We start from the raw sequence: 25,300 nt of genomic DNA on the forward strand, positions 1-25,300 counted from the left end.
CGCTCCGAGGACTCGGGCACCGCACCCAGTGTGGAGTAAGACACATCGCCGCCACGAGGGGCGTGCGGTGACTTTTTGCGTCCGGCCCGTGACCGACGGGTGAACCCCGCTCCCGGCGGGCGGGTCAGAGAGCGGCCGGCCCCTCGTGCTGGAGAGCCCTTTCGTACCTGGTCAGGACCATCATCTCGTTCTGGACGGCGGCCGACTGGGCCGGGTCCGTGTGCCCGAGCCGGGTCAGCGTGCTCTGCAGATCGGCGAGCCTGCGGCCGACGGCCCTGCGACGGACGGTGACGAGCTGCTCGCCCGCGTACGACTCGTCGACGGTACGGCGCAGGATCGCCTCCACCGCCAGCTCGGTCACCATCGCCCGGACCGCGTCGTCGGGCGCGGCCTCGCGGACCCGGACCAGGTACTCCTGGGCGTCCTGCGTGCCGTACTCGGCGCCTCCCGCCTCCGCGATCGACTGGCGGACCGCCGCGTACGGGGGCGCGGTGAACTCGTCGACGCCGTACGCGTCGAACGCGGGCGACACCAGCTCGGGCCGCTGCAGGGCGAGTTTGAGCAGTTCGCGTTCGGTGGCGAAGACCGGGTTGCGCAGGGTGAGGGCCGGGCCGCCGTTCGCCTGGCGGGGGGCGGTGTCCCACTGCTGCTGGGGGCCGCGTGGCTGCTGCTGGGGCCCCGGACCACCCTTGCCGCCCCGCTCGCGGGCCCAACGGGCCAGCTGGGCCACCCGCTTGACGACGAACTGGGTGTCGAGGATGCCGAGCATGCCGGCGAGTTCGACGGCGACCTCGTGCTGCGCGCCGCTGTTCTTGATGCGGGCGACGACCGGGGCGGCCTCGTCCAGGGCTGCGGCGCGGCCGGCCGGGGTGTCGAGGTCGTAGCGGCCCACGATCTGGCGGAGCGCGAACTCGAAGAGCGGGGTGCGGGGTTCGGTCAGGTCGGCGACCGCCTCGTCGCCCTTGGCCAGGCGCAGTTCGCAGGGGTCCATGCCGTCCGGGGCGATGGCGATGTAGGTCTCGGCGGCGAACTTCTGGTCGTCCTCGAAGGCGCGCAGGGCCGCCTTCTGGCCGGCCGCGTCGCCGTCGAAGGTGAAGATCACACGGGCCGATCCGTTGTCCATCAGGAGCCGGCGCAGGATCTTGATGTGGTCGCCGCCGAAGGCCGTGCCGCAGGTCGCGATGGCCGTCGTCACGCCCGCCAGATGGCAGGCCATGACGTCCGTGTAGCCCTCGACGACGACGGCCCGGCTGACCTTGGCGATGTTCTGCTTGGCGAGGTCGATGCCGTACAGGACCTGCGACTTCTTGTAGATCGCGGTGTCGGGCGTGTTCAGGTACTTGGGGCCGTTGTCCGCCTCGTACAGCTTGCGGGCGCCGAAGCCGACGACCTCGCCGCCGATGTCCCGGATGGGCCACATGAGGCGGCCCCGGAAGCGGTCGATGGGGCCCCGGCGGCCCTCCTGGGCGAGCCCGGACAGGACGAGTTCCTTGTCGGTGAAGCCCTTGCCGCGCAGATGGCGGGTGAGGTGGTCCCAGCCCTGGGGGCTGTAGCCGACGCCGAAGTGGACGGCGGCGGCCTGGTCGAAGCCGCGCTCGGCGAGGAAGAGCCGGCCGGTCTCGGCCTCGGGGCTGGTGGCGAGCTGCTCCGCGTACCACTGCGCGGCGACCTTGTGCGCCTCGACCAGCCGGATGCGCTCGCCGCGCTGGTGGGCCGGGTTGTACCCGCCCTCCTCGTAGCGCAGCGTGATGCCGGCCTGCCCGGCGAGGCGCTCCACCGCCTCCGAGAAGGTGAGGTGGTCCACCTTCATCACGAAGGTGATGGTGTCGCCGCCCTCCTGGCAGCCGAAGCAGTGGAAGAGTCCCTTGCTCGGGCTGACCTGGAAGGACGGCGACTTCTCGTCGTGGAAGGGGCACAGCCCCTTGAGGTTGCCGCCACCGGCGTTGCGCAACTGGAGGTATTCGGACACGACGGCGTCGATCGGAACGGCGTCCCGTACCGCCTTCACGTCCTCATCGTTGATCCGTCCTGCCACGGATGAATTCTACGGGGCCGGTGTGACAGTCCTGGTGCCCTCGGAGGTCAGGAGCCTCAGGAGGCCAGGCCGTCGAGCGGTGTGTGCGGGTTCGCGAGGGCCTCGGTGTCCACCTGGGCCCGGGAGCGGATGAGTTTCTGGATCTGCTCTGTGACGTCCCACACGTTCACGTTCATCCCGGCCAGCACCCGCCCTTCCTTCATCCAGAACGCGATGAACTCCCGCTTGCCCGCGTCACCCCGGATCACCACCTCGTCGTACGACCCCGGGGGCGCCCATCCGCTGTACTCCATGCCCAGGTCGTACTGGTCGGTGAAGAAGTAGGGCACGCGGTCGTAGACGACCTCCTTACCGAGCATCGCGCGGGCGGCGGCCGGGCCGCCGTTGAGCGCGTTGGCCCAGTGCTCCACCCGCAGCCGGGTGCCGAACAGCGCGAGCGGGAAGTTGGCCACGTCACCGGCGGCGTAGATGTCGGGGTCGGACGTGCGCAGCCGTTCGTCGACCACGACACCGCCACCCTGCGACCGGTCGGCCAGCTCCAGCCCGGCGGCCTCCGCGAGGCCGACCCGCGGAGCCGCTCCGATCGCGGCGAGGACGTCGTGCGCCGGGTGCTCCTCGCCGTCGTCGGTGCGGACCGCGAGGACCATGCCGTCCTGGCCGACGATCTCGGTGAGCCGTCGCCCGAAGTGGAAGCGGACCCCGTGCTCGCGGTGCAGCTGCTCGAAGATGTTGCCCAGCTCGGGGCCGAGCGCGCCGTGCAGCGGGGTCGAGGCCGGCTCGATCACCGTGACCTCGGCGCCGTACCCGCGGGCCGCCGCGGCGACCTCCAGGCCGATCCAGCCGGCGCCGGCGATCACCAGGTGGCCGTTGTCCCGGCCGAGGCTGTGCAGGACGTGTTTGAGGCGCTCGGCGTGGGCGAGCCGGCGCAGATGGTGGACGCCGGCCAGGCCGGTGCCGGGGATGTCCAGGCGGCGGGGTTCGGCGCCGGTGACGAGCAGCAGTTTGTCGTAGTGCACGAGGGTGCCGTCGTCGCCGTAGTGCACGGTCTTCGCGGCGCGGTCGATCCGGTCGACGGTCTGGCCGAGGTGCAGTTCGATGTCGTTCTGCGCGTACCAGGCGGGCTCGTGCACGAAGACGCTGTCGCGCTCCTCCTTGCCGAGCAGATAGCCCTTGGACAGCGGCGGGCGCTCGTACGGCTGGTCGCGTTCGTCGCAGATCAGTATCACGCGCCCGGTGAAGCCCTCCGTCCGGAGCGTCTCGGCCGCCTTCGCGCCGGCGAGGCCGCCTCCGACGATGACGAATGTCTGATCCGCGTCGACCACTTGATGCCTCCTCTTAAGGGTGCCGCCACATGCGAGCGTCCCGCACACGGCGTGGTGCGGGAAGGGGGAGTGACCCAATCAGGCCATCCGGAGTCACTTTCCCTTCACATATGCCCCGGTGAGTCTCGCGTGCAGCGAGCGGGCGGAGGCATCGGTCAGGGAGGCGATCTGGTCGACGATCACCCGCTTGCGGGCGAGGTCGTCGGGGGCCGTCTCGAACAGCGCCCGGAACTGCGGGTCGAGGCCTTCGGGCGCGCGGGCGGTGAGCGCCTCGGCCAGTTCGGCGACGACGATCCGCTGATCGGCGCGCAGCCGCTCCTGCTCGGCGCGCTGCATCACGTACCGGTCGGCGACCGCCTTGAGCACCGCGCACTCCAGCCGGGTCTCGTGGGGTACGACGAGTTCGGCGCCGTAGCGGGTGAGGCGGCCGCTGCCGTGGGCGGCGCGGGTGGCGCCCTCGGCGGCCAGGCAGAAGCGGCCGATGAGCTGGCTGGTGGCGTCCTTGAGGCGGGCCTGGGCGACCGCCGTGCCGTCGTAGCCGTGCGGCCACCACTCCTCGTCCAGGAGCCGGTCGAGGGCGGCGGCGAGTTCGGCGGGGTCGGTGCCGGCGGGGACGTAGCGGCCGACGGCCACCTCGAAGACGGCCTGCCGCTCGGGCTCGGCGTGCAGGCTGCCCGGGTCGATGTGGCCGGCGTGCAGGCCGTCCTCGACGTCGTGCACCGAGTAGGCGACGTCGTCCGACCAGTCCATGACCTGTGCCTCGAAGCAGGTGCGGGTGCCGGGGGCCTCCTTGCGGACCCAGTCGAAGACCGGGCGGTCGTCCTCGTACACGCCGAACTTCGGGGACGCCGGGTCTCTGGGGTGTTCGCCGCGCTGCCAGGGGTACTTCGTGGCGGCGTCCAGGGCGGCGCGGGTGAGGTTGAGGCCGACGGAGCCCTCCGGGGTGAACCGCTTGGGCTCGATACGGGTGAGGATCCGCAGGGACTGGGCGTTGCCCTCGAAGCCGCCGCAGTCGTGGGCGAACTCGTTCAGGGCCTGTTCGCCGTTGTGGCCGAACGGGGGGTGGCCGAGGTCGTGGGAGAGGCAGGCGGCCTCGACGAGGTCGGGGTCGCAGCCGAGGGCCGCGCCCAGCTCGCGGCCCACCTGGGCGCACTCCAGGGAGTGGGTGAGGCGGGTGCGGGGGCTGGCGTCCCAGGCCTGGCTCTGGGTTCCGGGGGTGACGACCTGGGTCTTGCCCGCGAGGCGGCGCAGGGCGGCGGAGTGGAGGATGCGGGCGCGGTCGCGCTGGAAGGCGGTGCGGCCGGGGCGTTTGTCCGGCTCGGGTGCCCAGCGGTCGGCTGACGCCGGGTCGTAAGCGGGGAGGGGTGCTGCTGTGCCTTCCATGCTTCGACAGTAAAGGTCGGCAGTGACAATCGGGGGATGGTGGTGCGCCTCATCGTCTGCGTGGATCTGTTTTCGGGCGGGTACGGGTGCGTTGTGGTCGGTCGCGCCCACGCGGCGGAGCCGCATATCGGACACAGCCCCGCGCCCCTAGGGAATTCCCCGCGCCCCTGGTTTCAGAGGGAGTTCCCCGCGCCCCTGGTTTCAGGCTGAAGCCAGTTCGACGTCCCTCGTCGCCAGGCTCTGGTCGTAGCGGTGGAGGATCAGGTGGGCCATGGAGTCGTGGGCGCCCAGGGGGGCCGAGGACAGCCAGGGGGCGAGGTCCGCGCACTGGGTGGCGAAGCGGCCCGGGGCCGTGAAGTACGACGCGATGGCCACTCGCTGGCGGCCACGTGCTGCCAGTGCCCGCAGCGCCGTGGGGATCGTCGGGGTCGCCGCCGAGGCGTAGGCGGGGACCACGGGGACGTTCAGGCGGGCGGCGAGGAGGCGGGCGGTGCGGTGGGTGTCGGTGGCGGAGTCGGGGTCGCGGGAGCCCGCCGCGGCGAGGACGACGGCGGTGGAGCGGCGGGTGGCGGGGTCCATGGCGGCGGGATAGCCGGCCTCGGTGAGGCGGGCGTGCAGGGTGTCCACGAGCAGGGGGTGGGGGCCGAGAGGGGCGGCCACGCGTGCGCGTACCGGGGAGGCTGCCGCCATCTGCGGGATGTCGTGCTTGACGTGGTGGCCGCGGCCGAGGAGGAGCGGGACGAGGACGGCGGGGGTGTCGCCGCGGGACGCGAGCGCGGCAAGGGTGTCGGGGAGTGCGGGCTCGTTCAGCTCGATGTGGCCCAGGTGGAGGGGGAGGGCGGGGCGCAGGTGTCGTACGCGGTCCATCAGGGCCCGGACCGTGGTGAGCGCGCGGGGGTCGCGGCTGCCGTGGGCGACCAGGACGAGGGCGGGCGGATCCGGGCGGCGGCGGACGGGCGGCGGGACGAGCCGGAGCCGGCCGGCGAGCCGGCTGCTGATGCTGTCCATGAGATGTGCCACGCTGTCGAGTTGATCGAGCTGATCGAGCTGGGCGAGCGGCGTGCGGGGCTCGTCGCGGGGAGGGTTCGGCGCCGTCATGGAAGGATCCTGCCGCCGTGAGGTTGCCCCCCTGTTGCCGGGCCGTCACGGGCGTTTTCCGTACGATCACGGCGGACAGTCGCCGGGCGTGAGGGGGACGTGAGGCGAACCGGATCGGTGTCCCTCGCGTCCTCCATGGTCGAAGCCGAAGGGATGGAGGCTGGATGAGGATCCGTCGACCGCGGTGGCCGCGCACCCGCGCCGGGCAACGGCACCTGGTGCAGGCCGTGATGACCGTGTGCGTGCTGGCGCTGCTGCCGGCCACCTGGCTGTACGTGTCGACGGCCGGCCGGCTCCGGACGACCGCGGACGCGCCGCGCACCGACGTCGCCGTCGTCTTCGGCGCCGGGCTGTGGGACGGGGAGCCGTCGCCGTACCTCGCGCACCGGCTGGACGCGGCGGCGCGGCTGTACCGGGACGGCAGGATCAGGGTCGTCCTGGTCACCGGGGACAACAGCCGCGAGGACTACGACGAGCCGGACGCCATGCGCGCCTACCTGAAAAGGCACGGGGTGCCGGACCGCCGCATCGTCAGCGACTACGCCGGTTTCGACACATGGGACTCGTGTGTGCGGGCCCGGAGGATCTTCGGGGTGCACCGGGCCGTGCTGATCAGCCAGGGCTTCCACATCCGGCGGGCGGTGGCGCTGTGCCGGGCCGCGGGGGTGGACTCGTACGGCGTCGGGGTCACCGACAAGCACGACGTGACCTGGTACTACGGCGGCACCCGCGAGGTGTTCGCGGCGGGCAAGGCGGCCCTGGACGCGGTGTTCCGGCCGGATCCGACGTTCCTGGGGCCGCGGGAGCACGGGGTCGCGAAGGCGCTGGCGGGGGCGCGGGGCTGAGCATGGAGATCACGGACCTGACGCCGGCCGAACGCCGCGTCCACCAGGCCTTCCCGCTCGGCGAGGGTGTCGACTTCCGGGAGAGCGACGACGAGGATCCCGCGCAGGGCGCCGCATGGGGTCCCGAGCGCACGCTGCGCGCGGAGGTGCTGCGGGAACTGCTGCTGGACGGGCCCGTGCGGGAGGGACGGATCGCCGGCCTGAAGGTGAAGGGCGCGCGGATCACCGGGAAGCTGGACCTCAAGTACGGCACGGTCGGCCACTCCGTCCGGCTGCGCTCCTGCCACTTCGAGGAGGAGCCCGACCTGTACGCGGCGCGGATCGTCGCCCTGGTCCTGAGCGACTCGGTGCTGCCGGGGCTGATGGCGGGGAACCTGCGCGCCGAGGGGGTCGTACGGATATCGCGTTGCCGGATGACGGGGCCGGCGCGGTTCCAGGGGGCGAAGCTGTCCGGGGCGCTGTTCGCCGACGGGGCGCGGCTCGGCACGCCCGACGAGGCCCCGGAGGAGCCCGTGCTCCAGCTCAACCACGCCGAGCTGGGCACGGACGTGTGGGCCGTGGGGCTGGTCGCGCACGGCGCGATCCATCTGAACGGGGCGGTCGTCCGCAACCAGGTGAACCTCAACGACGCGGTGCTGGACGCCCCCGGGCGCACCGCGCTGCACGCCGAGGTCCTGACGGTCGGCACCGACCTGCACGCCATGCGGCTGCGGGTGCGCGGCCGGGTCAATCTGGCCGGTGCCCGCATTCCCCGGCAGCTCAATCTCGCGTACGCCCGGCTGTCCAACCCGGACGGGCAGGCCCTGCGCGCCAGCGGCGTCGTCGTCGGCGAGCTGTGGCTGCGGGAGGCCGCGCCCATCGAGGGGGCCGTGAATCTGCGCCGTGCCCAGCTCGACCTGCTGCACGTGCCGCCGCGGGTGTGGCCGGCGCAGGTCGAGACCGAGGGGCTCAGCTACCGCGTCCTGACCCCGCATCTGCCGGCCGAGGAGCGGCTTCCGCTGCTGGAGCGCGAGCCCGCCGGTTATCTTCCGCACCCCTACGAGCAGTTGACCACGGCCTACCGCACGGTGGGCGACGACGCTGCCGCGCGCACCGTCCAGTTGGCCAAGCTGCGCCGCCACCGCCGTACCCTGCCGCCGTACGCCCGGCTGTGGGGCCACCTCCAGGACGCGGCCGTCGGCTACGGCTTCCGTCCGATGCGGGCCGCGGGCTGGCTGCTGTTGCTGCTGTGCACCGGCACGCTCGCCTTCGCGCTGCACCACCCGCCCGCGCTCAAGCCGTCCGAGGCGCCCGGTTTCAACCCGCTCTTCTACACCCTCGACCTGCTGCTGCCGATCATCGACTTCGGCCAGGAGGCTGCGTACGCGCCGCGCGGCTGGTACCAGTGGCTGTCGTATCTGCTGATCGCCACGGGCTGGGTACTGGCGACGACGATCGCGGCGGGCGTCACACGCTCCCTGAACCGGCAGTAGGCGTCCGGCGGGCGCGCGGCAGGCATCCCATCGGGACCTCACCGCCGGGCCCGAGCGGCGGGGAGGTCGCCGTGCCGGGCGTGTAACCGGCCGCGGGCGCGGGCCGTAACACGCCCGACGCACGCTGAACGGCATGGAGATCACCGCGACGCCCACCCACTGCCCGTACTGCGCCCTGCAGTGCGGGATGAACGTCCTGCCCCTGCCCGAGGGGGGCGTCGAGGTGAGCGAGCGGCCCGACTTCCCGGTGAACCGGGGCGCGTTGTGCGGGAAGGGGCGGACGGCGGGGCAGGTGCTGGCGCCGGGGGCGCGGCTGGCCTCGCCGCTGGTGCGCTCCGGTGGCCGGCTGGTGGCGGCGGGCTGGGACGAGGCGCTGGACCGGATCGCCGGGGCGCTCGCGTCGGCGCGCGCGGACAGCGGTGCCGACGCGGTCGGGGTGTTCGGCGGGGGCGGGCTGACGAACGAGAAGGCGTACGCGCTCGGCAAGTTCGCGCGGGTGGTGCTGGGTACCTCGCAGATCGACTACAACGGCCGGTTCTGCATGTCGTCGGCGGCAGCCGCCGGCACGAAGGCGTTCGGCCTGGACCGGGGGCTGCCGTTCCCGCTGGAGGACATCCCGCGCACCGGCTGTGTGATCCTGGTCGGCTCCAACCTGGCCGAGACCATGCCGCCTTCGCTCCGCTTCTTCCGTGAACTGCGGGACAACGGCGGCACCTTGATCGTGATCGACCCCCGCCGGACGAAGACGGCCGAGCAGGCGGACCTGCATCTGGCACCCCGCCCCGGCACCGATCTCGCCCTGGCCCTCGGCCTGTTGCACCTGGTGGTGGCGGAGGGCCGTACGGACGAGGAGTACATCCGGGAGCGGACGCGGGGGTGGGAGGAGGCCCGCGCGGCGGCGATGGCGCACTGGCCGGAGTACGTGGAGCGGATCACGGGGGTGTCCGTCCCCGAACTCCGTGAGGCCGTGCGGCTGTTCTGCGAACCGGAGGCCGCGATGGTGCTGACCGCGCGGGGCCCGGAGCAGCAGTCCAAGGGGACGGACACGGTCGGCGCGTGGATCAACCTGTGCCTGGCGACCGGCCGCGCGGGCCGCCCGCTGTCGGGGTACGGCTGCCTGACCGGGCAGGGCAACGGGCAGGGCGGGCGCGAACACGGGCAGAAGGCCGACCAGTTGCCCGGCTACCGCAAGCTCGACGACCCCGCGGCCCGGCAGCACGTGGCACAGGTGTGGGGCGTCGACCCCGACTCCCTGCCCGGACCCGGGCGCAGCGCGTACGAGTTGCTGGACGCCCTCGGTACGGACGTCCGGGCGCTGCTGCTGATGGGCTCCAACCCGGTGGTGTCGGCGCCGCGCGCGGCCCATGTGGAGGAGCGGCTGCGCTCGCTGGACTTCCTGGCCGTGTGCGACGTCGTCCTCTCGGAGACGGCGGAACTGGCCGACGTCGTCCTGCCGGTCACCCAGTGGGCCGAGGAGACGGGCACGACGACCAGCCTGGAGGGCAGGGTCCTGCTGCGCCGCCAGGCCGTCACCCCGCCCGCCGGCGTCCGCAGCGACCTGGACGTCCTGCACGCCCTGGCCGCCCGCCTCGGCGTGGACAAGGGCTTCCCGGCCGACCCGGAGGAGGTCTTCGAGGAACTGCGCCGCGCGAGCGCGGGCGGCCCCGCCGACTACTCGGGCATCAGCTACCGCCGACTGGCCGAGGAGAACGGCGTGTTCTGGCCGTGCCCCCGGGGCGCGTCCGCCGAGGAAGGCGAGGCCGCCGAGAAAGCGGGAGCCGGAGCGGGAGCCGAAGTCGAAGCCGGAGCCGAAGCCGAAGCGGGAGCCGAAACCGAAGCCGAAGCCGAAGCCGGAGCGGGAGCGGGAGCGGGAGCGGGAGCCGAAGCCAAAGCCGGAGCAGGAGCCGAAGCCAAAGCCGGAGCAGGAGCCGAAGCCAAAGCCGGAGCAGGAGCCGAAGCCAAAGCCAAAGCCGAAGCGGGAGCCGAAGCGGGAGCCGGAGCCGGAGCAGGAGCCGAAGCCAAAGCCGGAGCAGGAGCCGAAGCCAAAGCCGGAGCAGGAGCCGAAGCCAAAGCCGGAGCAGGAGCCGAAGCCAAAGCCGAAGCCGAAGCGGGAGCCGAAGCCGAAGCCGAAGCGGGAGCCGAAGCGGGAGCCGGAGCCGGAGCGGGAGCCGAAGCCGAAGCCGAAGCCGGAGCCGAAGCCGGAGCCGGAGTCGGAGTCGGAGTCGGAGTCGGAGTCGCCCAGGATGCCCAGGGCGCGTCCGTGCACCCCGGTACCCCCCGTCTGTTCCTCGACCGGTTCGCCACGGCCGACGGGCGGGCCCGCTTCGTGGCGGTGGCGCACCGGCCCGCGGCGGAGGAGGCGGATGCCGCGTATCCGCTGCTGCTGACGACCGGGCGGGTGGTGTCGCAGTACCAGTCGGGGGCGCAGACCCGCCGGGTGGCGGAGCTGAACGCCGCCGCGCCCGGACCGTTCGTGGAGCTGCACCCGCGTCTCGCGGCCCGGCTCGGCGTGGCCGAGGACGAGCCGGTCGCCGTGGTCTCCCGGCGCGGGCGCGCCGTCGCCCCGGCCCGCATCACCAGTGCCATCCGCCCCGACACCGTCTTCATGCCCTTCCACTGGCCCGGCGAGGGCCGCGCCAACACCCTCACCAACCCGGCCCTTGACCCGACGTCCCGGATGCCGGAGTTCAAGACGTGCGCGGTGTGGGTGGAGGCTCTGGGGCCCGAGGGGGAGGGCCGTCCGGGGCGGAAATGATCACGGAACCGATTCCGGGTCCCCTCCACCTCCCCACACATCTCCATGGCAGCGCTATGGACATGACATGTCATGGCCCCTTAAATCGCAGTCGGCATCAGCGCCACCCCCACGCCTCCAAGGCGCCTCCCCAAGGAGACAGATGAGTCGGATACGGCCGCACCTGCGAGGAAAGCGCCGTCTCGCCACGGCGGGCCTCGCCGCCACCACGGCCACCCTGATGGCCGCCGCGCTCTCCCCCGCCGCCCACGCCGAGGGCAGGCCCACCCCCGCCACCGCGGTCGCGAACGCGGCGTCGGCCCTTCTCGCGCACGCCAACGGCCTGGGCCTGACCTCCGCCGAGGGCACCAGCGTCCGTGACGTGATCGTCGACAAGGACGGCACCCAGCACGTCCGCTACGACCGGACCTACCGCCAACTCCCCGTCCTCGGCGGCGACTTCGTGGTCCATCTGAACCCCGACGGGGCCTACCGGGACGCCGACCGGTCCACCCGGAGCGCGATCTCCCTGCCGACGATCCTCCCGGCACTGTCCGCGCCGAAGGCCGCCGACCTCGCGGTGAACGCCCTGCGCGCCGTGAACCTCGGCGAGAGCCTGAAGCAGGTCAAGGCCAAGCCGGTGCTGATCGTCGACGCCCTGCACGGCACGCCGCGGCTCGCCTGGCGGACCGACGCGGCCGGCCTGGACTCGCTCGGCAACCCGGTCGCCCGCACCGTGCTGACCGACGCCCGCACCGGCGCCCAGATCGACGCCTGGGACAGCATCGAGACGGCGGCCGGCGACGGCTCCTCGCTCTACAGCGGCACGGTGCCCCTGGAGACGACCCAGTCCGGGTCGTCGTACCAGCTCAAGGACCCGACCCGCGGCAACACCTACACCGGTGACGCCGCGAACAAGACCGACCTGTGCTTCCTCGGCATCTGCTTCAGCCGGGCCCCCGCGACCCTGTTCACCGACGCCGACAACCACTGGGGCACGGGCGCCACCGGCGACCGCGCGTCGGCGGCCGTCGACGCCCAGTACGGCACCGACGAGACCTGGGACTACTACAAGAACGTCCACGGCCGCAACGGCATCGCCGGTGACGGCAAGGGCTCGTACAACCGCGTCCACTACGGGAACAACTACAACAACGCCTTCTGGGACGACAGTTGTTTCTGCATGACCTACGGCGACGGTGACGGGACGACGCTCGGCCCGCTGGTCGCGCTCGACGTCGCCGGGCACGAGATGACCCACGGGGTCACCTCCAAGACGGCGGCGCTGACCTACTCGGGCGAGTCCGGCGGCCTGAACGAGGCCACCTCCGACATCCTCGGCACGATGGTCGAGTGGTACGCGAACAACTCCTCCGACCCCGGTGACTACCTGATCGGCGAGAAGATCGTCCGCTCCGGCTTCGGCAAGACCGCGCTGCGGTACATGGACAAGCCTTCCAAGGACGGCAACTCGGCGGACTACTGGAGCAGTTCGGTCGGCAACCTCGATGTCCACTACTCCTCGGGCGTCGCCAACCACTTCGCCTACCTCCTCGCCGAGGGCAGCGGCGCGAAGACCATCAACGGCGTCAGTTACGACTCGCCGACGTACGACGGCCAGGCCGTGACCGGCATCGGCCGGGACAAGGTCGGCAAGATCTGGTACCGCGCGCTGACCGTCTACATGACGTCCTCCACGAACTACGCGGGCGCGCGGACCGCGACGCTGAACGCCGCCAAGGACCTGTACGGCGCGGGAAGCGCGGAGTACGACGCGGTGGCGTCGGCCTGGAGCGCCGTCAACGTGAACTGAGAGCGGGCGGACCGAGCCCGACACCGCGGGCATGACGTGACAGGGGCCGCCCCGGCCGCAGCGACGCGCCGGGGCGGTCTTTCGCGTTCCCTGAAGGGCCGTCAGGTGAGGCAAGGTCACGGTCACGGTCACGACCAAAGCCACTGCCACTGCCACCGCCCACCGCCACCGCCACCTCCACCGCCACCTCCACCTCCACCGCCACCGCCACCGCCACGGTCACCCGTTCATCAGTCACCGGCGCTCCATTCGTGTGCTCTTCGCCCACGCCCTCGTACCCGCCCATGACCTGCCGGAACTCGGCGCGGCTAGCCCGTGTGGGGGGCCGCGGGCGCCACCCGTTCACCGCAGTGCGGGCGGATTCTCGGGAGGCGGTCCGGCCTCAGTGCCACTTACCTCGGAAGAGCACAGGCTCGCCCCTGGTCGAGCCGAAGCACGAGTCGAAGCACGAGTGGGACACAAGTCGGACAAGCCTGGGGAGCACCATGCGACGCACCGCCCGTCTGCTGACCGGTACCGCGCTCGCCGCAGCCGCGGCCGGGCTGGCCGCCGCCCCGGCCCACGGCGGTGGCCTGGTCCGCGCGGCGACCGCGGCCGGAAGCCTCCAGGTGTATCCGGCCACGGTGGTGCCGGGCAGCCAGGTCACGGTGAACACGGCGGCCTGCGGGACCAGCGGAGCGGCGCTGGGCGACGCGGGTGCGGTCGGCGCCGGAACGTTCACTCTGGCGCCCACCACGCACGAGGGCGAGGCGATCGGCGAGTTCCGGGTGCCACCGAGCGCCCAGCCCGGGACGTACGAGATCGTCGCGCGATGCGCCGAGGGCGACAAGCAGGTGACGGGCGACCTGATGGTGGCGCTGAGCGCGGTGCACGACCAGGTGCAGCCGCGGGGAAGCGTGAAGACGGGGGTCGGCGGCGCGCTCGGCCGCGACCCCGTGCAGACCACGGCGGGTGTGGCGGCTCTGGCCGTCGCCGCCGCGGGCGGTACCTGGCTCCTGCATCGCCGGGCGAGAGGCGACGGGATCTGACGGACACCCTCCGCTGTCCGTCCTCCGGTACCGCACGTCCCGCCCCCTTCGGGTCCGATGCCCCTCGCGGCCCGGAGGGGGAGGGATTTCCACCCCGCGAGGGCCCGGCCGGGCCCGGCCTCGGGGAATCGACCTCATAGGGGTCCGTCTCGCAGCGGGCGCGGCTCCGGGAGAGGGGTTCGTATGCGCAGGATCGGGGACACCGCGATAGCCGTGGTCACCGTCGTCGCCCTCGGCTCGGGGGTGTGGCTGCTCGGCGGCGCCGGGACGTCCGCGCCGCCGCAGCCGTCGGCCGCCGAGGGCCGGCCCGACCCGGGCGGACAGCGGCTCGCGGCCCCCGGTCTCGATGCCTCACCGCCCACGCGCATCCGCATCCCCGCGATCCGTGTGAACGCCCCGCTGATGGGCCTCTCCCTCACGGGCAGCGGCAGCCTGGACGTGCCGCCCGCCGCGGACAAGAACCTGGCCGGCTGGTACGAGGCCGGCATCACGCCCGGTGAGAGAGGCACCGCGATCGTCGCCGGCCACGTCGACAACACCGAGGGTCCCGCCGTCTTCTACGACCTCGGCGCCCTCAAGCGCGGCGCCGGCATCGAGGTGGACCGCGAGGACGGCACGGCGGCCGTGTTCACCGTGGACGTGGTGGAGGTCTACGCGGCGCGGAACTTCCCCGACGAGAAGGTCTACGGCGCCGCCGACCGCCCCGAGCTGCGCGTCATCACGTGCGGCGGCGGATACTCCAAGGCCACCGGCTACCAGGGCAACGTGGTCGTCTTCGCCCACCTGACCTCCTCCCACGGCTCACCCCCGAGCCCCCCGTCCCCGACCGGCTCCCCTTCGCACGGCCCGTTCCCGACCGGCTCCCCCTCCGGCACCGTGCCCCCGAGCGACCCGTCCTCGGCCGACTCGCCCTCTGACAGCCCGCCTTCCGACAGCCCGCCTTCCGACAACTCGCCTTCCGACAACCCGCCTTCCGACAACTCGCCTTCTGACAGCCCGCCTTCCGACAGCCCGCCTTCTGACAACTCGGCCTCGAACGACCCGTCCCCGAGCACCTCCCCCTCAGACACCCCGCCTCCGGACACCTCGTCCACGAGCGACTGACCCCCTGAGCCCCGACCGCTCACCCTCGGACAATCCGTCCCCGAGCACCTCGCTCCCGGGCCCCTGCCCCGGGCACCTCGCCTCAAGCGCCCCACCCCCGAGCGCCTCGCCCCCGAGCGCCCCACCCCCGAGCACCTCGCCCTCAGGCACCCCCGAGCGCCTCGCCCCCGAGCGCCCCACCCCCGAGCACCTCGCCCTCAGGCACCCCCGGGCACCTCGCCCCCGCACACCTCGCCCCCCGCAGCCCCGTTCCCGCACACCTCCACCCCCGGCAGCCGACCCCCCGAGTCCCCGGCCTCGCATCGCCCGTGGAGCGGACCTCACCGGCGGTCCCCGCCCCCGCCCAGACCCCTCACACCCCCGCCCATCCCCCGCTGAGGGCAGCGTTCCGTGGGGGAAACAGGTGGGATCCGGCCGGGTAACGTGCGCACCGCACGCTCGGGGGCATGACCTGGACAACGCGTGTGGTGGTGATCGGCGCCGGTCTCGCGGGCGCGCGGCTCGCCCGGCGGCTCGGCGAGCTGGGCGTGCCCGCGCTGCTCGTCGGTGACGAGGGGCACCCGCCGTACAACCGGGTCCTGCTGGCCGAGGTGCTGGCCGGCCGGTACGCGCCGGAGGTGATCTCCCTCCCCCGGCCCGAGCATCTGGTGCGTGCCCGCGTCACCGCCATCGACCGGGCCGCCCGGACCCTCCGGTGCGCCGACGGCTCCTCGATCGCCTACGGCACGCTGGTCCTGGCCACCGGCTCCAACCCGGTCCTGCCGCCGCTGCGCGGGCTGTTCGCCGACGACCACCGGCTCCCCGAGGGCGTCCACGCGTTCCGCACGATGGACGACTGTCTCGGCCTGGCGAAGGCGGTGCGGCCCGGTGTGCGCGCGGTCGTCGTCGGCGGGGGGCTGCTCGGGGTCTCCGCGGCCCGTGCGCTGGCCGTGCGCGGCGCGCAGGTGGTGCTCGCCCAGCAGGCCGAGCGGCTCATGGAGCGCCAACTGGACCCGGACGCCTCCCGGCTGGTGCTGCGGCACCTCACGGACCTCGGGGTCGAGGTGCACGCCGAGTGCCGAGTGCGGGACGTGCGCTGTGTCGCGGGCGCGGTCCGCTCGGTGGAGCTGGCCGACGGATACGCCCTCGACGCCGATCTCGTGGTCCTCGCCTGCGGGGTGCGCCCGCGCACCGGGCTCGCCGAGCAGGGGGGCCTCGCCGTCGACCAGGGCGTTCTCGTGGACGACGAGCTGCGCACCTCGGACCCGCACATCCACGCCATCGGCGACTGCGCCCGGCACGACGGCACGGTCTACGGCCTCGCCGCGCCCGCCCTCGAACAGGCCGACACCCTGGCCGCGCTGCTCGCGGGCGACGCCGGCGCCCGCTACACCGGCACCCGCTGCCTGACCCGGCTCACCCTCACCGGCCCGGACTCCCCCTTCGACCTCGCCGCGTTCGGCGACCCGCAGGCCCGGCCCGGCGACGACGTCGTACGGCTCGCCGACGCCACCCGGGGCACGTACCGCAAGGTCGTCGTCCGCGACGACCGCCTGGTCGGCGGGGTCCTCGTCGGCGAACTCGGCACCGTCGGCGCGCTCGCCCGCGCCTGGGAGGGAGCGGAGCCGCTCCCCCACGACGGCCCGCTGCTCCACCTGCTCACCCATGACGGAGGTTCCTGATGACCACCACCCCGGGGGCCACCCCCACGATCGTGCTCGTCGGCCATGGCATGGTCGGTCAGCGTTTCCTCGAAGCGCTCGCCGAGCGCGGTCTGACCGCCACGCACCGTGTGGTCGTCCTGTGCGAGGAGCCGCGTCCCGCGTACGACCGGGTCGCCCTCACCTCGTACTTCTCGGGCCGGACACCCGAGGAACTCTCCCTGACCGACCGGGAGTTCATCGACGGCCACGGCATCGAGCTGTACGTCGGCGACCCGGCCGGGACGATCGACCGGGAGGCCGGGACAGTAACTGCGCGGTCCCGCAAGGTCTTTGCGTACGACACGCTCGTACTGGCGACCGGGTCCTACCCGTTCGTGCCCCCCGTGCCGGGCAAGGACGCCGAGGGCTGCTTCGTCTACCGCACGATCGAGGACCTGCTCGCGATCGAGGAGTACGCGAAGGGCGGGGCGAAGGTCGGTGCGGTGGTCGGCGGAGGTCTGCTGGGCCTTGAGGCGGCCGGTGCCCTGAAGGGCCTCGGACTCACCTCCCACATCGTGGAGTTCGCGCCGCGTCTGATGCCGGTGCAGGTCGACGAGGGCGGCGGCGCCGCGCTCCTGCGCACCATCGAGGAGATGGGTCTGAGCGTCCACACGGGCGTCGGCACACAGGAGATCGTGACCTGCGCGGACGGCTCGGTCACCGGCATGAAACTGTCCGACGGCTCCGAACTCGCCACCGACATGGTGGTGTTCAGCGCCGGCGTCCGGCCCAGGGACCAACTCGCCCGCGACTGCGGCCTGTCCGTCGGCGAGCGCGGAGGCATCGCGGTCGACGCGCAGTGCCGTACGGTGGACGACCCCCGTGTCTTCGCGATCGGCGAGTGCGCGCTGGCGGCGGACGGCCGGGTGTACGGCCTGGTGGCTCCCGGTTACGAGCAGGCGGAGACGGCCGCCGCGACAATCGCGGCCGACGAGGCGTCCTTCACCGGCGCCGACCTGTCCACCAAGCTGAAGCTCCTCGGCGTCGACGTGGCGTCCTTCGGTGACGCGCACGGCACCGCCGAGGACTGCCTGGACGTCGTCTACTCCGACTCCCGCGCGGGCCTGTACAAGAAGCTGGTCATCGGCCGGGACGGCACGCTGCTCGGCGGCATCCTGGTCGGCGACGCGGAGGCGTACGGCACCCTGCGCGCCCTGACCGGCTCGGTCCCGCCGCTCTCCCCCGAGTCGCTCGTGCTGCCCGCGGGAGCGGACTCGGGGGCTCAGCTGGGCCCGTCCGCCCTCCCGGACGAGGCGGTCATCTGTTCCTGCCACAACGTCAGCAAGGGCACGATCCGCGGCGCGGTCACCGACGACCGGTGCACGACGGTGCCCGAGGTCAAGAAGTGCACCAAGGCCGGTACGGGCTGCGGCAGTTGCGTGAAGGTGCTCGGCCAGCTGGTCACCGCGGAGCTGGAGGCGTCCGGCGTCGAGGTCGACAAGGGCCTGTGCGGCTGCTTCTCGCAAACCCGCGAGGAGCTGTACGAGATCGTCCTCGCCCTGCGCATCGGCACCTACCGGGACCTGCTCGACCGCTACGGCCGCGAGGGCGCCCGGGGCGGTGACGGCTGCGAGGTGTGCAAGCCGGCGGTCGGCTCGGTCATCGCCTCCCTCGCCCCGGCCATCGGCGCGAGCGGCTACGTCCTGGACGGCGAGCAGGCGGCCCTGCAGGACAGCAACGACCACTTTCTTGCCAATCTGCAGAGGAACGGCTCGTACTCGGTGGTCCCGCGCATCCCCGGCGGTGAGATCACCCCCGAGGGTCTGATCACGATCGGTGAGATCGCCCGCGACTTCGGCCTCTACACGAAGATCACGGGTGGCCAGCGGATCGACATGTTCGGCGCCCGCGTGGAACAACTCCCGCTGATCTGGACGCGGTTGGTGGACGCCGGCTTCGAGTCGGGGCACGCCTACGGCAAGGCGCTGCGCACGGTGAAGTCCTGTGTGGGGCAGACCTGGTGCCGCTACGGCGTCCAGGACTCGGTCCGGATGGCGATCGATCTGGAGCTGCGCTACCGGGGGCTGCGCTCCCCGCACAAGCTCAAGTCGGCGGTGTCCGGATGCGCCCGCGAGTGCGCGGAGGCCCAGTCGAAGGACTTCGGCGTGATCGCCACCTCGAACGGCTGGAACCTGTACGTCGGCGGCAACGGCGGGGCGAGTCCGCGCCACGCGGACCTGCTCGCCCAGGACCTGTCGGACGCCGAACTGGTGCGCCTGATCGACCGGTTCCTGATGTTCTACATCCGCACCGCCGACCGCCTGGAGCGCACCTCGACCTGGCTGGAACGCATCCCCGGCGGCCTGGACCACGTCCGCGAGGTGGTGGTGGAGGACTCCCTCGGTATCTGCGAGGAGCTGGAGTCCCTGATGGCGGACCATGTGGCGCACTACGCCGACGAGTGGGCGGCCACCATCGACGACCCGGACAGGCTCGCCCGGTTCGTGTCCTTCGTGAACGCTCCGGACACCCCCGACCCGGTCGTCGGCTTCGTACCGGAACGCGACCAGATGAAGCCCGACCTGCCGCTGCTGTCCATCGGCCTGCGCCCGGCCGACAGCCTTCTGGAAGGAAGCGCCACGCGATGACCCTGGCACTCGAGACGACCGGCCTGAAGATCGAACTCCGCCTGGAAGAAGGCTGGTTGACGGTCTGCGACCTCGCCCGGCTGGTCCCCGGCCGGGGGGTGGCCGCGCTGTTGCCCGACGGCCGTCAGGCCGCCCTCTTCCAAAGCCGCGGCGGCAGCCTGTACGCGATCGACAACCGTGACCCCTTCACCGGCGCCGCGGTCCTCTCCCGCGGTCTGACCGGCACCCACCAGGGCCGCCCGTTCGTGGCGTCGCCGCTGCTCAAGCAGCGCTTCGACCTGGAGACCGGACAGTGCCTGGACGACGAGACGGTGCGCGTCACGGCGTACGGGGTCCGCGCGGCCTGAGACGCACCGGCACGGTGGTGGACGGCGGGTCCCGCACGAGCTGATCCGCCGTCATGGATCTTTCACAGCCTTCTGATTGGGGATCATCGAACGGCGTGCCGATTTGCAGCTAAGCTCTGGCGGACCGGAAGCCTCCGGGCGTCGCAGACGTGACGCAGGACGACACGACCGCGCACCCCGGAGGAAATCTTGCCCGTCGCGCTCCCCGCCTTAGGGACCTGCTCACATGTCCGGCCGGCTCGGTACGCGCGGGCGTTCCGGCGCCCGGCGCGGGAGACATGTTCCGCACCCCCGGACCCGGGGACCACCCTCTCGGCCATGCGAGCTTCGGCCTGTCATGTCCGCATCCAGAGAATTGCGCCCGCAACGGGCGGAACATGCGAGATGCGCGGCTCGGACACTCTGGAGAGGATTTGATGACCGATCTGATACCGGCCGTGAGTGCCGCCGTCGCCCTGGCGGCCGGCGGGACCACATGGCGCTTCCGCCGCGCGTACCGGCGGGAGCGAGAGCGGGCCGACCAGCTCCAGGGCCGTACGGATCAGCTCACCCAGCAGCTGGGCGGCGTGGAGTACGCGCTCGGGCACCTGGCCTTCGAGGTGATACCCGCCGCGGGCGCCGCCGACCCGTCAGGCCCGCAGCCCGGCACCCACCTCGCCTCCTCCGTGCCGGTGACGCACGCGGCCCTCGCCCAGCGCCTGCGCGACGTCGCCACTCAGGCCGTCGCCACCGTGACCCACGTACGGGAGGCCGCGCAGGCGTCCGCCGACCAGCGCGTCCACGAGATGCGGCTCGCGGCGGAAGCGGAGGTCGCGGGGGCGCGCCGGCAGTCGCAGCAGGCGACGCGCGCGGCCGTGCGCAGTTTCGCCTCCAACGTGGTGGCACGAGCCTCCCGGCTGAGCCGGGAGATCAGCAAGGGGGTGCGCTCCCACCAGGACGACGAGGCGTACGCGACGCTGGTGCACATCGACCACATCGCGCAGCAGATGCTGCTGACCGCGCAGGGCTATGCGGTGCTGGCCGGCGACAGGCCCTCCAGGCGCTGGCCGCGGACCTCCCTGAGCGATGTGATCCGTGCCGCGATGGGCCGGATCGAGGGCTACCAGCGGGTGGCGCACAACGAGTCGGACGCCATCGCGGTGGAGAGCCGGGCGGTCGAGGCCGTCGTGCACACCCTGGCCCTGCTGCTGGACAACGCCCTGCGCTACTCCCCGCCGGCCGCCCGGGTGCACGTCTCGGTGGAGGAAGGCCATCACGCCTGCTTCCTGATCGTCGACGACGCCGGTCTGCGGATGGACGACGAGCGGCTGATGTGGGCCAAGGACGTCATGTCCGGCAAGCAGCACGACGACATCACCCAGCTCGGCGCGCATCCGCAGACCGGCCTGCGGGTGGCCTCGCTGCTCGCCGAGCACTACGGCTTCCGGGTCGAGCTGACCGCGCCGAACATCTACCAGGGCACGCGCGCCGTGCTGGTCCTGCCGAAGAACATCCTGGCTCCCTCCGCCGCGCCCCTGCCGGTCGCCGCGCCCGCCTCGGCGCCGGCCGCGAGCCGTTCCGCATCCCCGGCGACGGCGATGGCGACGGCGACGGCGACGGCGACGGCACCCACACCGATACCGGCACCGGCACCGGCACCGGCCGCGGCACCGGCACCGGCCGCGACCACCGCGAGCGGGCTGACCGTCCGCCAGCGCCCGGCCAGGGTGCGCGGCCCCGTCACGGCCGCGCCCGAGACCCCGGTCGGGCCGGGGCGGCCGAGCGTCGCCGCCGCCTGGGCGGCGGGCAGCCGCCAAGGACGCGAAGCCGAGCAGAACACCGGACCCACCGAAGGAAACTGATCATGCGCGACACCCACAGCAACGGCCTGGGATGGCTGCTCGACCAGGAGCTGGGCTCTGTCGAGGGCGTCGAGTACGCCGTGCTGATGAGCAGCGACGGCCTCCTGCAGGCCCGCACGCAGACGATCGGCCAGGAGAACGCCGAGAAACTCGCCGCGGTCACCGCGTCGCTGCGCGCGGCCGGCAAGGCGTGGGACGAGCACGTCGGCGGCAAGGGGATGAGCCAGCTGCTGATCGAGTCGCAGGGCCGTATCGGGCTGACCACGGCGGCGGCGAAGAACTCGATGCTCTCGGTCGTCACGACCGGACCGGAGGCCGACGTCGGCCTGATCAGTCATCACATGGTGCGCCTCGCGACCCGGCTCGGCCACGAGCTGGAGGTCGGGGACCGGCGCCGCCTCGCGGAAGACGGCGCGGCGACATGAGCGGTCCGCGGCACGACCCGGACCTGATCAGGCCGTACGTCCGCACCGGCGGGCGGAACCGGCCCCGCCCGGACGTACGCCTGGAGACGGTGGCCATCGCCGCGTCCGGCCCCACCGACACCCTCGGTACCGACACCCGCAGGGTGATGAGGCTGTTCGCGGGCGGGCGGGGCGGTCTGGCCGTGGCGGACATCGCCGCCGCGCTGGAGCTGCCGCCGTCCACCGTGCGGATCCTCGTCTCGGAGCTGATGGACAGCGGCCATCTGGCCTGCCCGGCGCCCGTCGAGAGCGGGCCCGGATCCGACCTGCTGCAGGAGGTGCTGCGTGGACTCCGTGAACTGGTCTGACCAGCCGTCCGACCGGCCTGCCGTCCACTACGTGGCCCCCGGCGTGGCCCGGTCGGCGAAGATCGTCGTCGCCGGGGCGTTCGGGGTCGGCAAGACCACCTTCGTCGGCAGTGTCTCCGAGGTGACACCGCTGCGCATGGAGGAGCCGATCACCGAGGCGAGCGTCGGCGTGGACGATCTGCGCGGCACACCGCACAAGACGACCACGACGGTCGCCATGGACTTCGGGCGCATCCACCTGCTGGGCGACCGCCTGGTGCTCTATCTTTTCGGCACCCCGGGCCAGACCCGGTTCCGTCCCCTGTGGCAGGGGCTGACGGAAGGGGCGCTGGGCGCGGTCGTCCTGGCCGACGGCCGGGACCTGGACGGCTGCCACGAGGTGCTGAGCCTGCTGGAGGAACAGCAGACGCCGTACGCGGTGATCATCAACGTCTTCCCCGACGCGCCCCGCTACCCCCTGCACGAGATCCGGGAGGCGCTCGCGCTGGATCCGGACACCCCGCTGACCGAGTGCGACGCGCGTGACCGCAGTTCCTGCGTGTACGCGCTGATCACCCTCGTCGAGCACCTGACCACCCTTCGTGTTCCCGCCTCTCTTGTGGAGCCCCGCCCATGACCACCCCCGACCCCGGCACCGCGAGCCCGGCGCGGGTCGCGCTCTACGACGCCGTGTTCGCCGAGGACCCCCATGCCGCGTACGAGCGGATGCGCCGCGACCACGGGCCGCTGGTCCCCGTGGATCTCGCCCCCGGCATCCCGGCGACCCTGGTCATCGGCTTCCAGCAGGCCCGGCGCATCCTCAACGACCCGCTGCACTTCCCCGCCGACCCGCGGATCTGGCAGCAGGCCGTGCCCGAGACCTGCCCGGTGCGGCCGATGATGGAGTGGCGCCCCAACGCGCTGCGCTCGTCCGGCGCCGAGCACACGCGCTACCGGGCGGCGAACACCGCGAGCATCCAGGCCGTCGACCAGCACGACCTGCGGGCCCTGGTGGAGAAGGTCGCGTCCGACGCGATCAGCGGGTTCGCCGGCCTCGGCCAGGCCGATCTGCTCACCCAGTTCTCGTTCCCCATCGCCTTCCACGTGCTGAGCGCGCTGCTGGGCTGCCCGGACGAGATCGGCATGCGCATCGCCGACGGCATGGCCAAGATCTTCGAGTCGGAGGCGGAGAAGGCCGCCCTCGGCAACCAGATCATCGGCCAGGCCGTCGCCGAACTCGTCGCCCTCAGACGGCAGTACCCCGGCGACGACATCACCTCCCGGCTGATCGCGCACAGCGCCGCCCTGGACGACATCGAGATGTCCCACCAGCTCGTCACGCTGTACGGCGCGGGCATCGAGCCGCTGACCAACCTGATCAGCAACACCGTGCTCAGGATCCTCACCGACGAGCAGTTCTCGGCCGGCCTGCACGCCGGGCAGCCCGTCCGGGACGCCCTCGACACGGTCCTGTACACCGACCCGCCGCTGGCCAACTACTGCATCAGCTACCCGCAGTTCCCGATCGACGTCGAGGGCGTACTGCTCCCCGCCCACCAGCCCGTCGTCATCTCCATGGCCGCCTGCAACAACGATCCGGCCGTCACCGACGGCCTGGGTCCCGGTACGCTCACCGGCAACCGGGCGCACCTGTCCTGGAGCATCGGCCCGCACACCTGCCCGGCCCGCACCCACGCGTACCTCATCGCCGAGACGGCCATCGCCTGCCTTCTCGACGCGCTTCCCGAGATCGACCTCGCCTGTCCCGTGTCCGAACTGGTGTGGCGGCCCGGCCCGTTCCACCGCGCCCTGGAAGCCCTGCCCGTCCGCTTCCCCGCCGTCGCCTGACCCACCGCCCCGCCCGCACCCCGCCTGACCCACCGCCCGTCACCCGGCTCACCACCCGTCACCCGACTTCCCGCAGACGACCGAAGGAGACCTCCCTTGTCCACGCAGACTCCCTTAGTCCTCGATCCCACCGGGGCCGCCCGGCACCAGGAGCACGAGGCCCTGCGCGCCCGGGGTCCCGCCACGCAGGTGGACCTCCTCGGCGTCCAGGCCTGGGCGGTCACCGATCCCGCCCTGCTCAAGCAACTGCTGACCAGCCCCGACGTGTCCAAGGACGCCCGCGCCCACTGGCCCGCCTTCGCGGAGACCGTCGCGACGTGGCCGCTCGCCCTATGGGTCGCGGTGCAGAACATGTTCACCGCCTACGGCGCCGACCACCGAAGGCTGCGGCGCATGATCGCCCCCGCCTTCACCGCTCGCCGCATAGCCGAGCTGCGCCCGGTCGTCGAGGGCCTGGTCACCGAGCTGATGGACGACCTCGCCACGGTGCCCGCGGGCGAGGTCGTGGATCTGCGCGAGCGGCTGGCCTACCCGCTGCCCATCTCCGTGATCGGCCACCTGATGGGCGTGGAGAAGGAACACCTGGGCGCCTTCCGGCAATCGGTGGACGGTGTCTTCGACACCACGCTCACGCAGGAGGAGTCCCAGGCCAACACCGTCCGCCTCTACGGCGTCCTCGAACAGCTGGTCGCCGCGAAGCGCGCCGCTCCCGGCGACGACATGACCTCCATGCTCATCGCGGCCCGCGACGAGGAGTCGGACGGCACCGGCTTCACCACCGAGGAACTCGGGGACACCCTCCTGCTGATCATCAGCGCGGGGTACGAGACCACCATCAACGTCATCGACCAGGCCGTCGTCGCGATGCTGACCTCCCCCGACCAGCTCGACCTGGTCCGCACCGGCAAGGCCGGCTGGGAGGACGTCGTGGAGGAGACGCTGCGGCACGAATCCGCCGTCACGCATCTGCCCCTGCGCTACGCCCTCACCGACATCACGCTGCCCGACGGACGGACCATCGCGCAGGGCGAGGCCATCCTCGCCTCGTACGCCGCCGCCAACCGCCACCCGGACTGGCACGGTGAGGACGCCGACACGTTCGACGTCACCCGCACCGTCAAGGACCACCTGGCCTTCGGTCACGGGGTGCACTTCTGCCTCGGTGCCCCGCTGGCCCGCATGGAGGTGGCCGAGGCCCTCCGGCAGCTCTTCGACCGCTTCCCCGGCCTGTCCCTCGCGGTACCGGCCGAGGAACTGAGCCCGGTGCCCTCCCTCATCAGCAACGGCCACCAGCGGCTCCCGGTACGCCTCGGCCCCGTGCCCGAGGCCGCCGACCAGTAGCCGCCAGTACCATCCGGGCACGCGAAGAGGCGGCACCCCCGCACAGGGTGCCGCCTCTTCTTTCGTGG

Annotated in this window: 18 protein-coding genes and 1 pseudogene; 15 read left to right on the top strand and 4 right to left on the bottom strand. The window is 72.6% G+C overall.

Features of this window, described 5'->3' with window-relative positions:
• Positions 1-124 precede the first annotated feature (124 nt).
• From dnaG to ACGFYV_RS13330, 4 genes are all read right to left on the bottom strand, one after another.
• Entirely contained in the window at positions 125-2,035 is a 1,911-nt protein-coding gene (gene dnaG, locus ACGFYV_RS13315; RefSeq protein WP_393878482.1) for a DNA primase, read from the bottom strand.
• Between the two features lie 56 nt (positions 2,036-2,091).
• Positions 2,092-3,357 carry an NAD(P)/FAD-dependent oxidoreductase gene (locus tag ACGFYV_RS13320; protein WP_393878483.1) on the bottom strand — a complete coding sequence of 422 codons (1,266 nt, stop codon included), beginning with the start codon at positions 3,355-3,357 and terminating at the stop codon, positions 2,092-2,094.
• A 93-nt stretch (positions 3,358-3,450) separates the two neighbouring features.
• Entirely contained in the window at positions 3,451-4,740 is a 1,290-nt protein-coding gene (locus ACGFYV_RS13325; protein ID WP_393878484.1) for a deoxyguanosinetriphosphate triphosphohydrolase, read from the bottom strand.
• Positions 4,741-4,941: 201 nt separating this feature from the next.
• Positions 4,942-5,838, bottom strand: coding sequence for a sirohydrochlorin chelatase (locus tag ACGFYV_RS13330; RefSeq protein ID WP_393878485.1), 897 nt, complete (start codon positions 5,836-5,838; stop codon positions 4,942-4,944).
• Between the two features lie 164 nt (positions 5,839-6,002).
• Between ACGFYV_RS13330 and ACGFYV_RS13335 the strand changes: the two genes are divergently transcribed.
• The 15 genes and pseudogenes from ACGFYV_RS13335 to ACGFYV_RS13405 all read left to right on the top strand — a co-directional run bounded on the left by ACGFYV_RS13335 (position 6,003) and on the right by ACGFYV_RS13405 (position 25,232).
• Complete coding sequence (locus ACGFYV_RS13335; protein ID WP_393878486.1) at positions 6,003-6,683, top strand: vancomycin high temperature exclusion protein; 681 nt, start codon at positions 6,003-6,005, stop codon at positions 6,681-6,683.
• Positions 6,684-6,685: 2 nt separating this feature from the next.
• On the top strand, positions 6,686-8,155 hold the full coding sequence (locus ACGFYV_RS13340; protein WP_393878487.1) for a membrane-associated oxidoreductase: 1,470 nt from the start codon (positions 6,686-6,688) through the stop codon (positions 8,153-8,155).
• Between the two features lie 133 nt (positions 8,156-8,288).
• The gene (locus ACGFYV_RS13345) at positions 8,289-10,910 is read left to right on the top strand and encodes a molybdopterin oxidoreductase family protein (protein WP_393878488.1); all 2,622 of its coding nucleotides are present in this window, start codon (positions 8,289-8,291) and stop codon (positions 10,908-10,910) included.
• 142 nt (positions 10,911-11,052) lie between these two features.
• The gene (locus ACGFYV_RS13350) at positions 11,053-12,702 is read left to right on the top strand and encodes a M4 family metallopeptidase (RefSeq protein WP_393878489.1); all 1,650 of its coding nucleotides are present in this window, start codon (positions 11,053-11,055) and stop codon (positions 12,700-12,702) included.
• Positions 12,703-13,187: 485 nt separating this feature from the next.
• Complete coding sequence (locus ACGFYV_RS13355; protein ID WP_393878490.1) at positions 13,188-13,730, top strand: hypothetical protein; 543 nt, start codon at positions 13,188-13,190, stop codon at positions 13,728-13,730.
• A gap of 183 nt (positions 13,731-13,913) precedes the next feature.
• Positions 13,914-14,525, top strand: a pseudogene (locus ACGFYV_RS13360) (class F sortase); the annotation flags it as partial.
• Positions 14,526-15,280: 755 nt separating this feature from the next.
• Entirely contained in the window at positions 15,281-16,495 is a 1,215-nt protein-coding gene (locus tag ACGFYV_RS13365) for an NAD(P)/FAD-dependent oxidoreductase (RefSeq protein WP_393878491.1), read from the top strand.
• Positions 16,495-19,104 (top strand): nitrite reductase large subunit NirB, encoded by a 2,610-nt coding sequence (gene nirB / locus ACGFYV_RS13370; protein WP_393878492.1) that lies wholly within the window; start codon positions 16,495-16,497, stop codon positions 19,102-19,104. Before ACGFYV_RS13365 ends, nirB begins: the two co-directional genes overlap by 1 nt.
• On the top strand, positions 19,101-19,451 hold the full coding sequence (gene nirD / locus ACGFYV_RS13375; protein ID WP_393878493.1) for a nitrite reductase small subunit NirD: 351 nt from the start codon (positions 19,101-19,103) through the stop codon (positions 19,449-19,451). Before nirB ends, nirD begins: the two co-directional genes overlap by 4 nt.
• Positions 19,452-19,867: 416 nt before the next feature.
• Positions 19,868-21,292: an ATP-binding protein gene (locus ACGFYV_RS13380; RefSeq protein WP_393878494.1), complete on the top strand. Its 1,425-nt coding sequence runs from the start codon at positions 19,868-19,870 to the stop codon at positions 21,290-21,292.
• 2 nt (positions 21,293-21,294) lie between these two features.
• Positions 21,295-21,717: a roadblock/LC7 domain-containing protein gene (locus ACGFYV_RS13385; protein WP_393878495.1), complete on the top strand. Its 423-nt coding sequence runs from the start codon at positions 21,295-21,297 to the stop codon at positions 21,715-21,717.
• Entirely contained in the window at positions 21,714-22,064 is a 351-nt protein-coding gene (locus ACGFYV_RS13390) for a DUF742 domain-containing protein (protein WP_393878496.1), read from the top strand. The genes ACGFYV_RS13385 and ACGFYV_RS13390 overlap by 4 nt, the downstream gene beginning before the upstream one ends.
• Positions 22,042-22,680, top strand: a complete 639-nt coding sequence (locus tag ACGFYV_RS13395) for an ATP/GTP-binding protein (protein ID WP_393878497.1) — start codon at positions 22,042-22,044, stop codon at positions 22,678-22,680. Before ACGFYV_RS13390 ends, ACGFYV_RS13395 begins: the two co-directional genes overlap by 23 nt.
• Entirely contained in the window at positions 22,677-23,891 is a 1,215-nt protein-coding gene (locus ACGFYV_RS13400; protein WP_393878498.1) for a cytochrome P450, read from the top strand. Before ACGFYV_RS13395 ends, ACGFYV_RS13400 begins: the two co-directional genes overlap by 4 nt.
• 96 nt (positions 23,892-23,987) lie before the next feature.
• Positions 23,988-25,232 (top strand): cytochrome P450, encoded by a 1,245-nt coding sequence (locus ACGFYV_RS13405; protein WP_393878499.1) that lies wholly within the window; start codon positions 23,988-23,990, stop codon positions 25,230-25,232.
• The last annotated feature ends 68 nt before the right edge of the window (positions 25,233-25,300 follow it).

The organism is Streptomyces sp. NPDC048297, from assembly GCF_043201585.1.
Classification (GTDB): Bacteria; Actinomycetota; Actinomycetes; order Streptomycetales; family Streptomycetaceae; genus Streptomyces.

Bases quoted from the DNA above. Each gene is read 5' to 3' on its own strand.
- ACGFYV_RS13345 (WP_393878488.1), top strand. From the start codon at position 8,289: ATGGAGATCACCGCGACGCCCACCCACTGCCCGTACTGCGCCCTGCAG.
- ACGFYV_RS13355 (WP_393878490.1), top strand. From the start codon at position 13,188: ATGCGACGCACCGCCCGTCTGCTGACCGGTACCGCGCTCGCCGCAGCC.
- nirD (WP_393878493.1), top strand. From the start codon at position 19,101: ATGACCCTGGCACTCGAGACGACCGGCCTGAAGATCGAACTCCGCCTG.
- ACGFYV_RS13340 (WP_393878487.1), top strand. From the start codon at position 6,686: ATGGAGATCACGGACCTGACGCCGGCCGAACGCCGCGTCCACCAGGCC.
- ACGFYV_RS13380 (WP_393878494.1), top strand. From the start codon at position 19,868: ATGACCGATCTGATACCGGCCGTGAGTGCCGCCGTCGCCCTGGCGGCC.
- ACGFYV_RS13390 (WP_393878496.1), top strand. From the start codon at position 21,714: ATGAGCGGTCCGCGGCACGACCCGGACCTGATCAGGCCGTACGTCCGC.
- ACGFYV_RS13325 (WP_393878484.1), bottom strand. From the start codon at position 4,740: ATGGAAGGCACAGCAGCACCCCTCCCCGCTTACGACCCGGCGTCAGCC.
- ACGFYV_RS13365 (WP_393878491.1), top strand. From the start codon at position 15,281: ATGACCTGGACAACGCGTGTGGTGGTGATCGGCGCCGGTCTCGCGGGC.
- ACGFYV_RS13330 (WP_393878485.1), bottom strand. From the start codon at position 5,838: ATGACGGCGCCGAACCCTCCCCGCGACGAGCCCCGCACGCCGCTCGCC.
- nirB (WP_393878492.1), top strand. From the start codon at position 16,495: ATGACCACCACCCCGGGGGCCACCCCCACGATCGTGCTCGTCGGCCAT.
- ACGFYV_RS13400 (WP_393878498.1), top strand. From the start codon at position 22,677: ATGACCACCCCCGACCCCGGCACCGCGAGCCCGGCGCGGGTCGCGCTC.
- ACGFYV_RS13350 (WP_393878489.1), top strand. From the start codon at position 11,053: ATGAGTCGGATACGGCCGCACCTGCGAGGAAAGCGCCGTCTCGCCACG.
- ACGFYV_RS13335 (WP_393878486.1), top strand. From the start codon at position 6,003: ATGAGGATCCGTCGACCGCGGTGGCCGCGCACCCGCGCCGGGCAACGG.
- ACGFYV_RS13385 (WP_393878495.1), top strand. From the start codon at position 21,295: ATGCGCGACACCCACAGCAACGGCCTGGGATGGCTGCTCGACCAGGAG.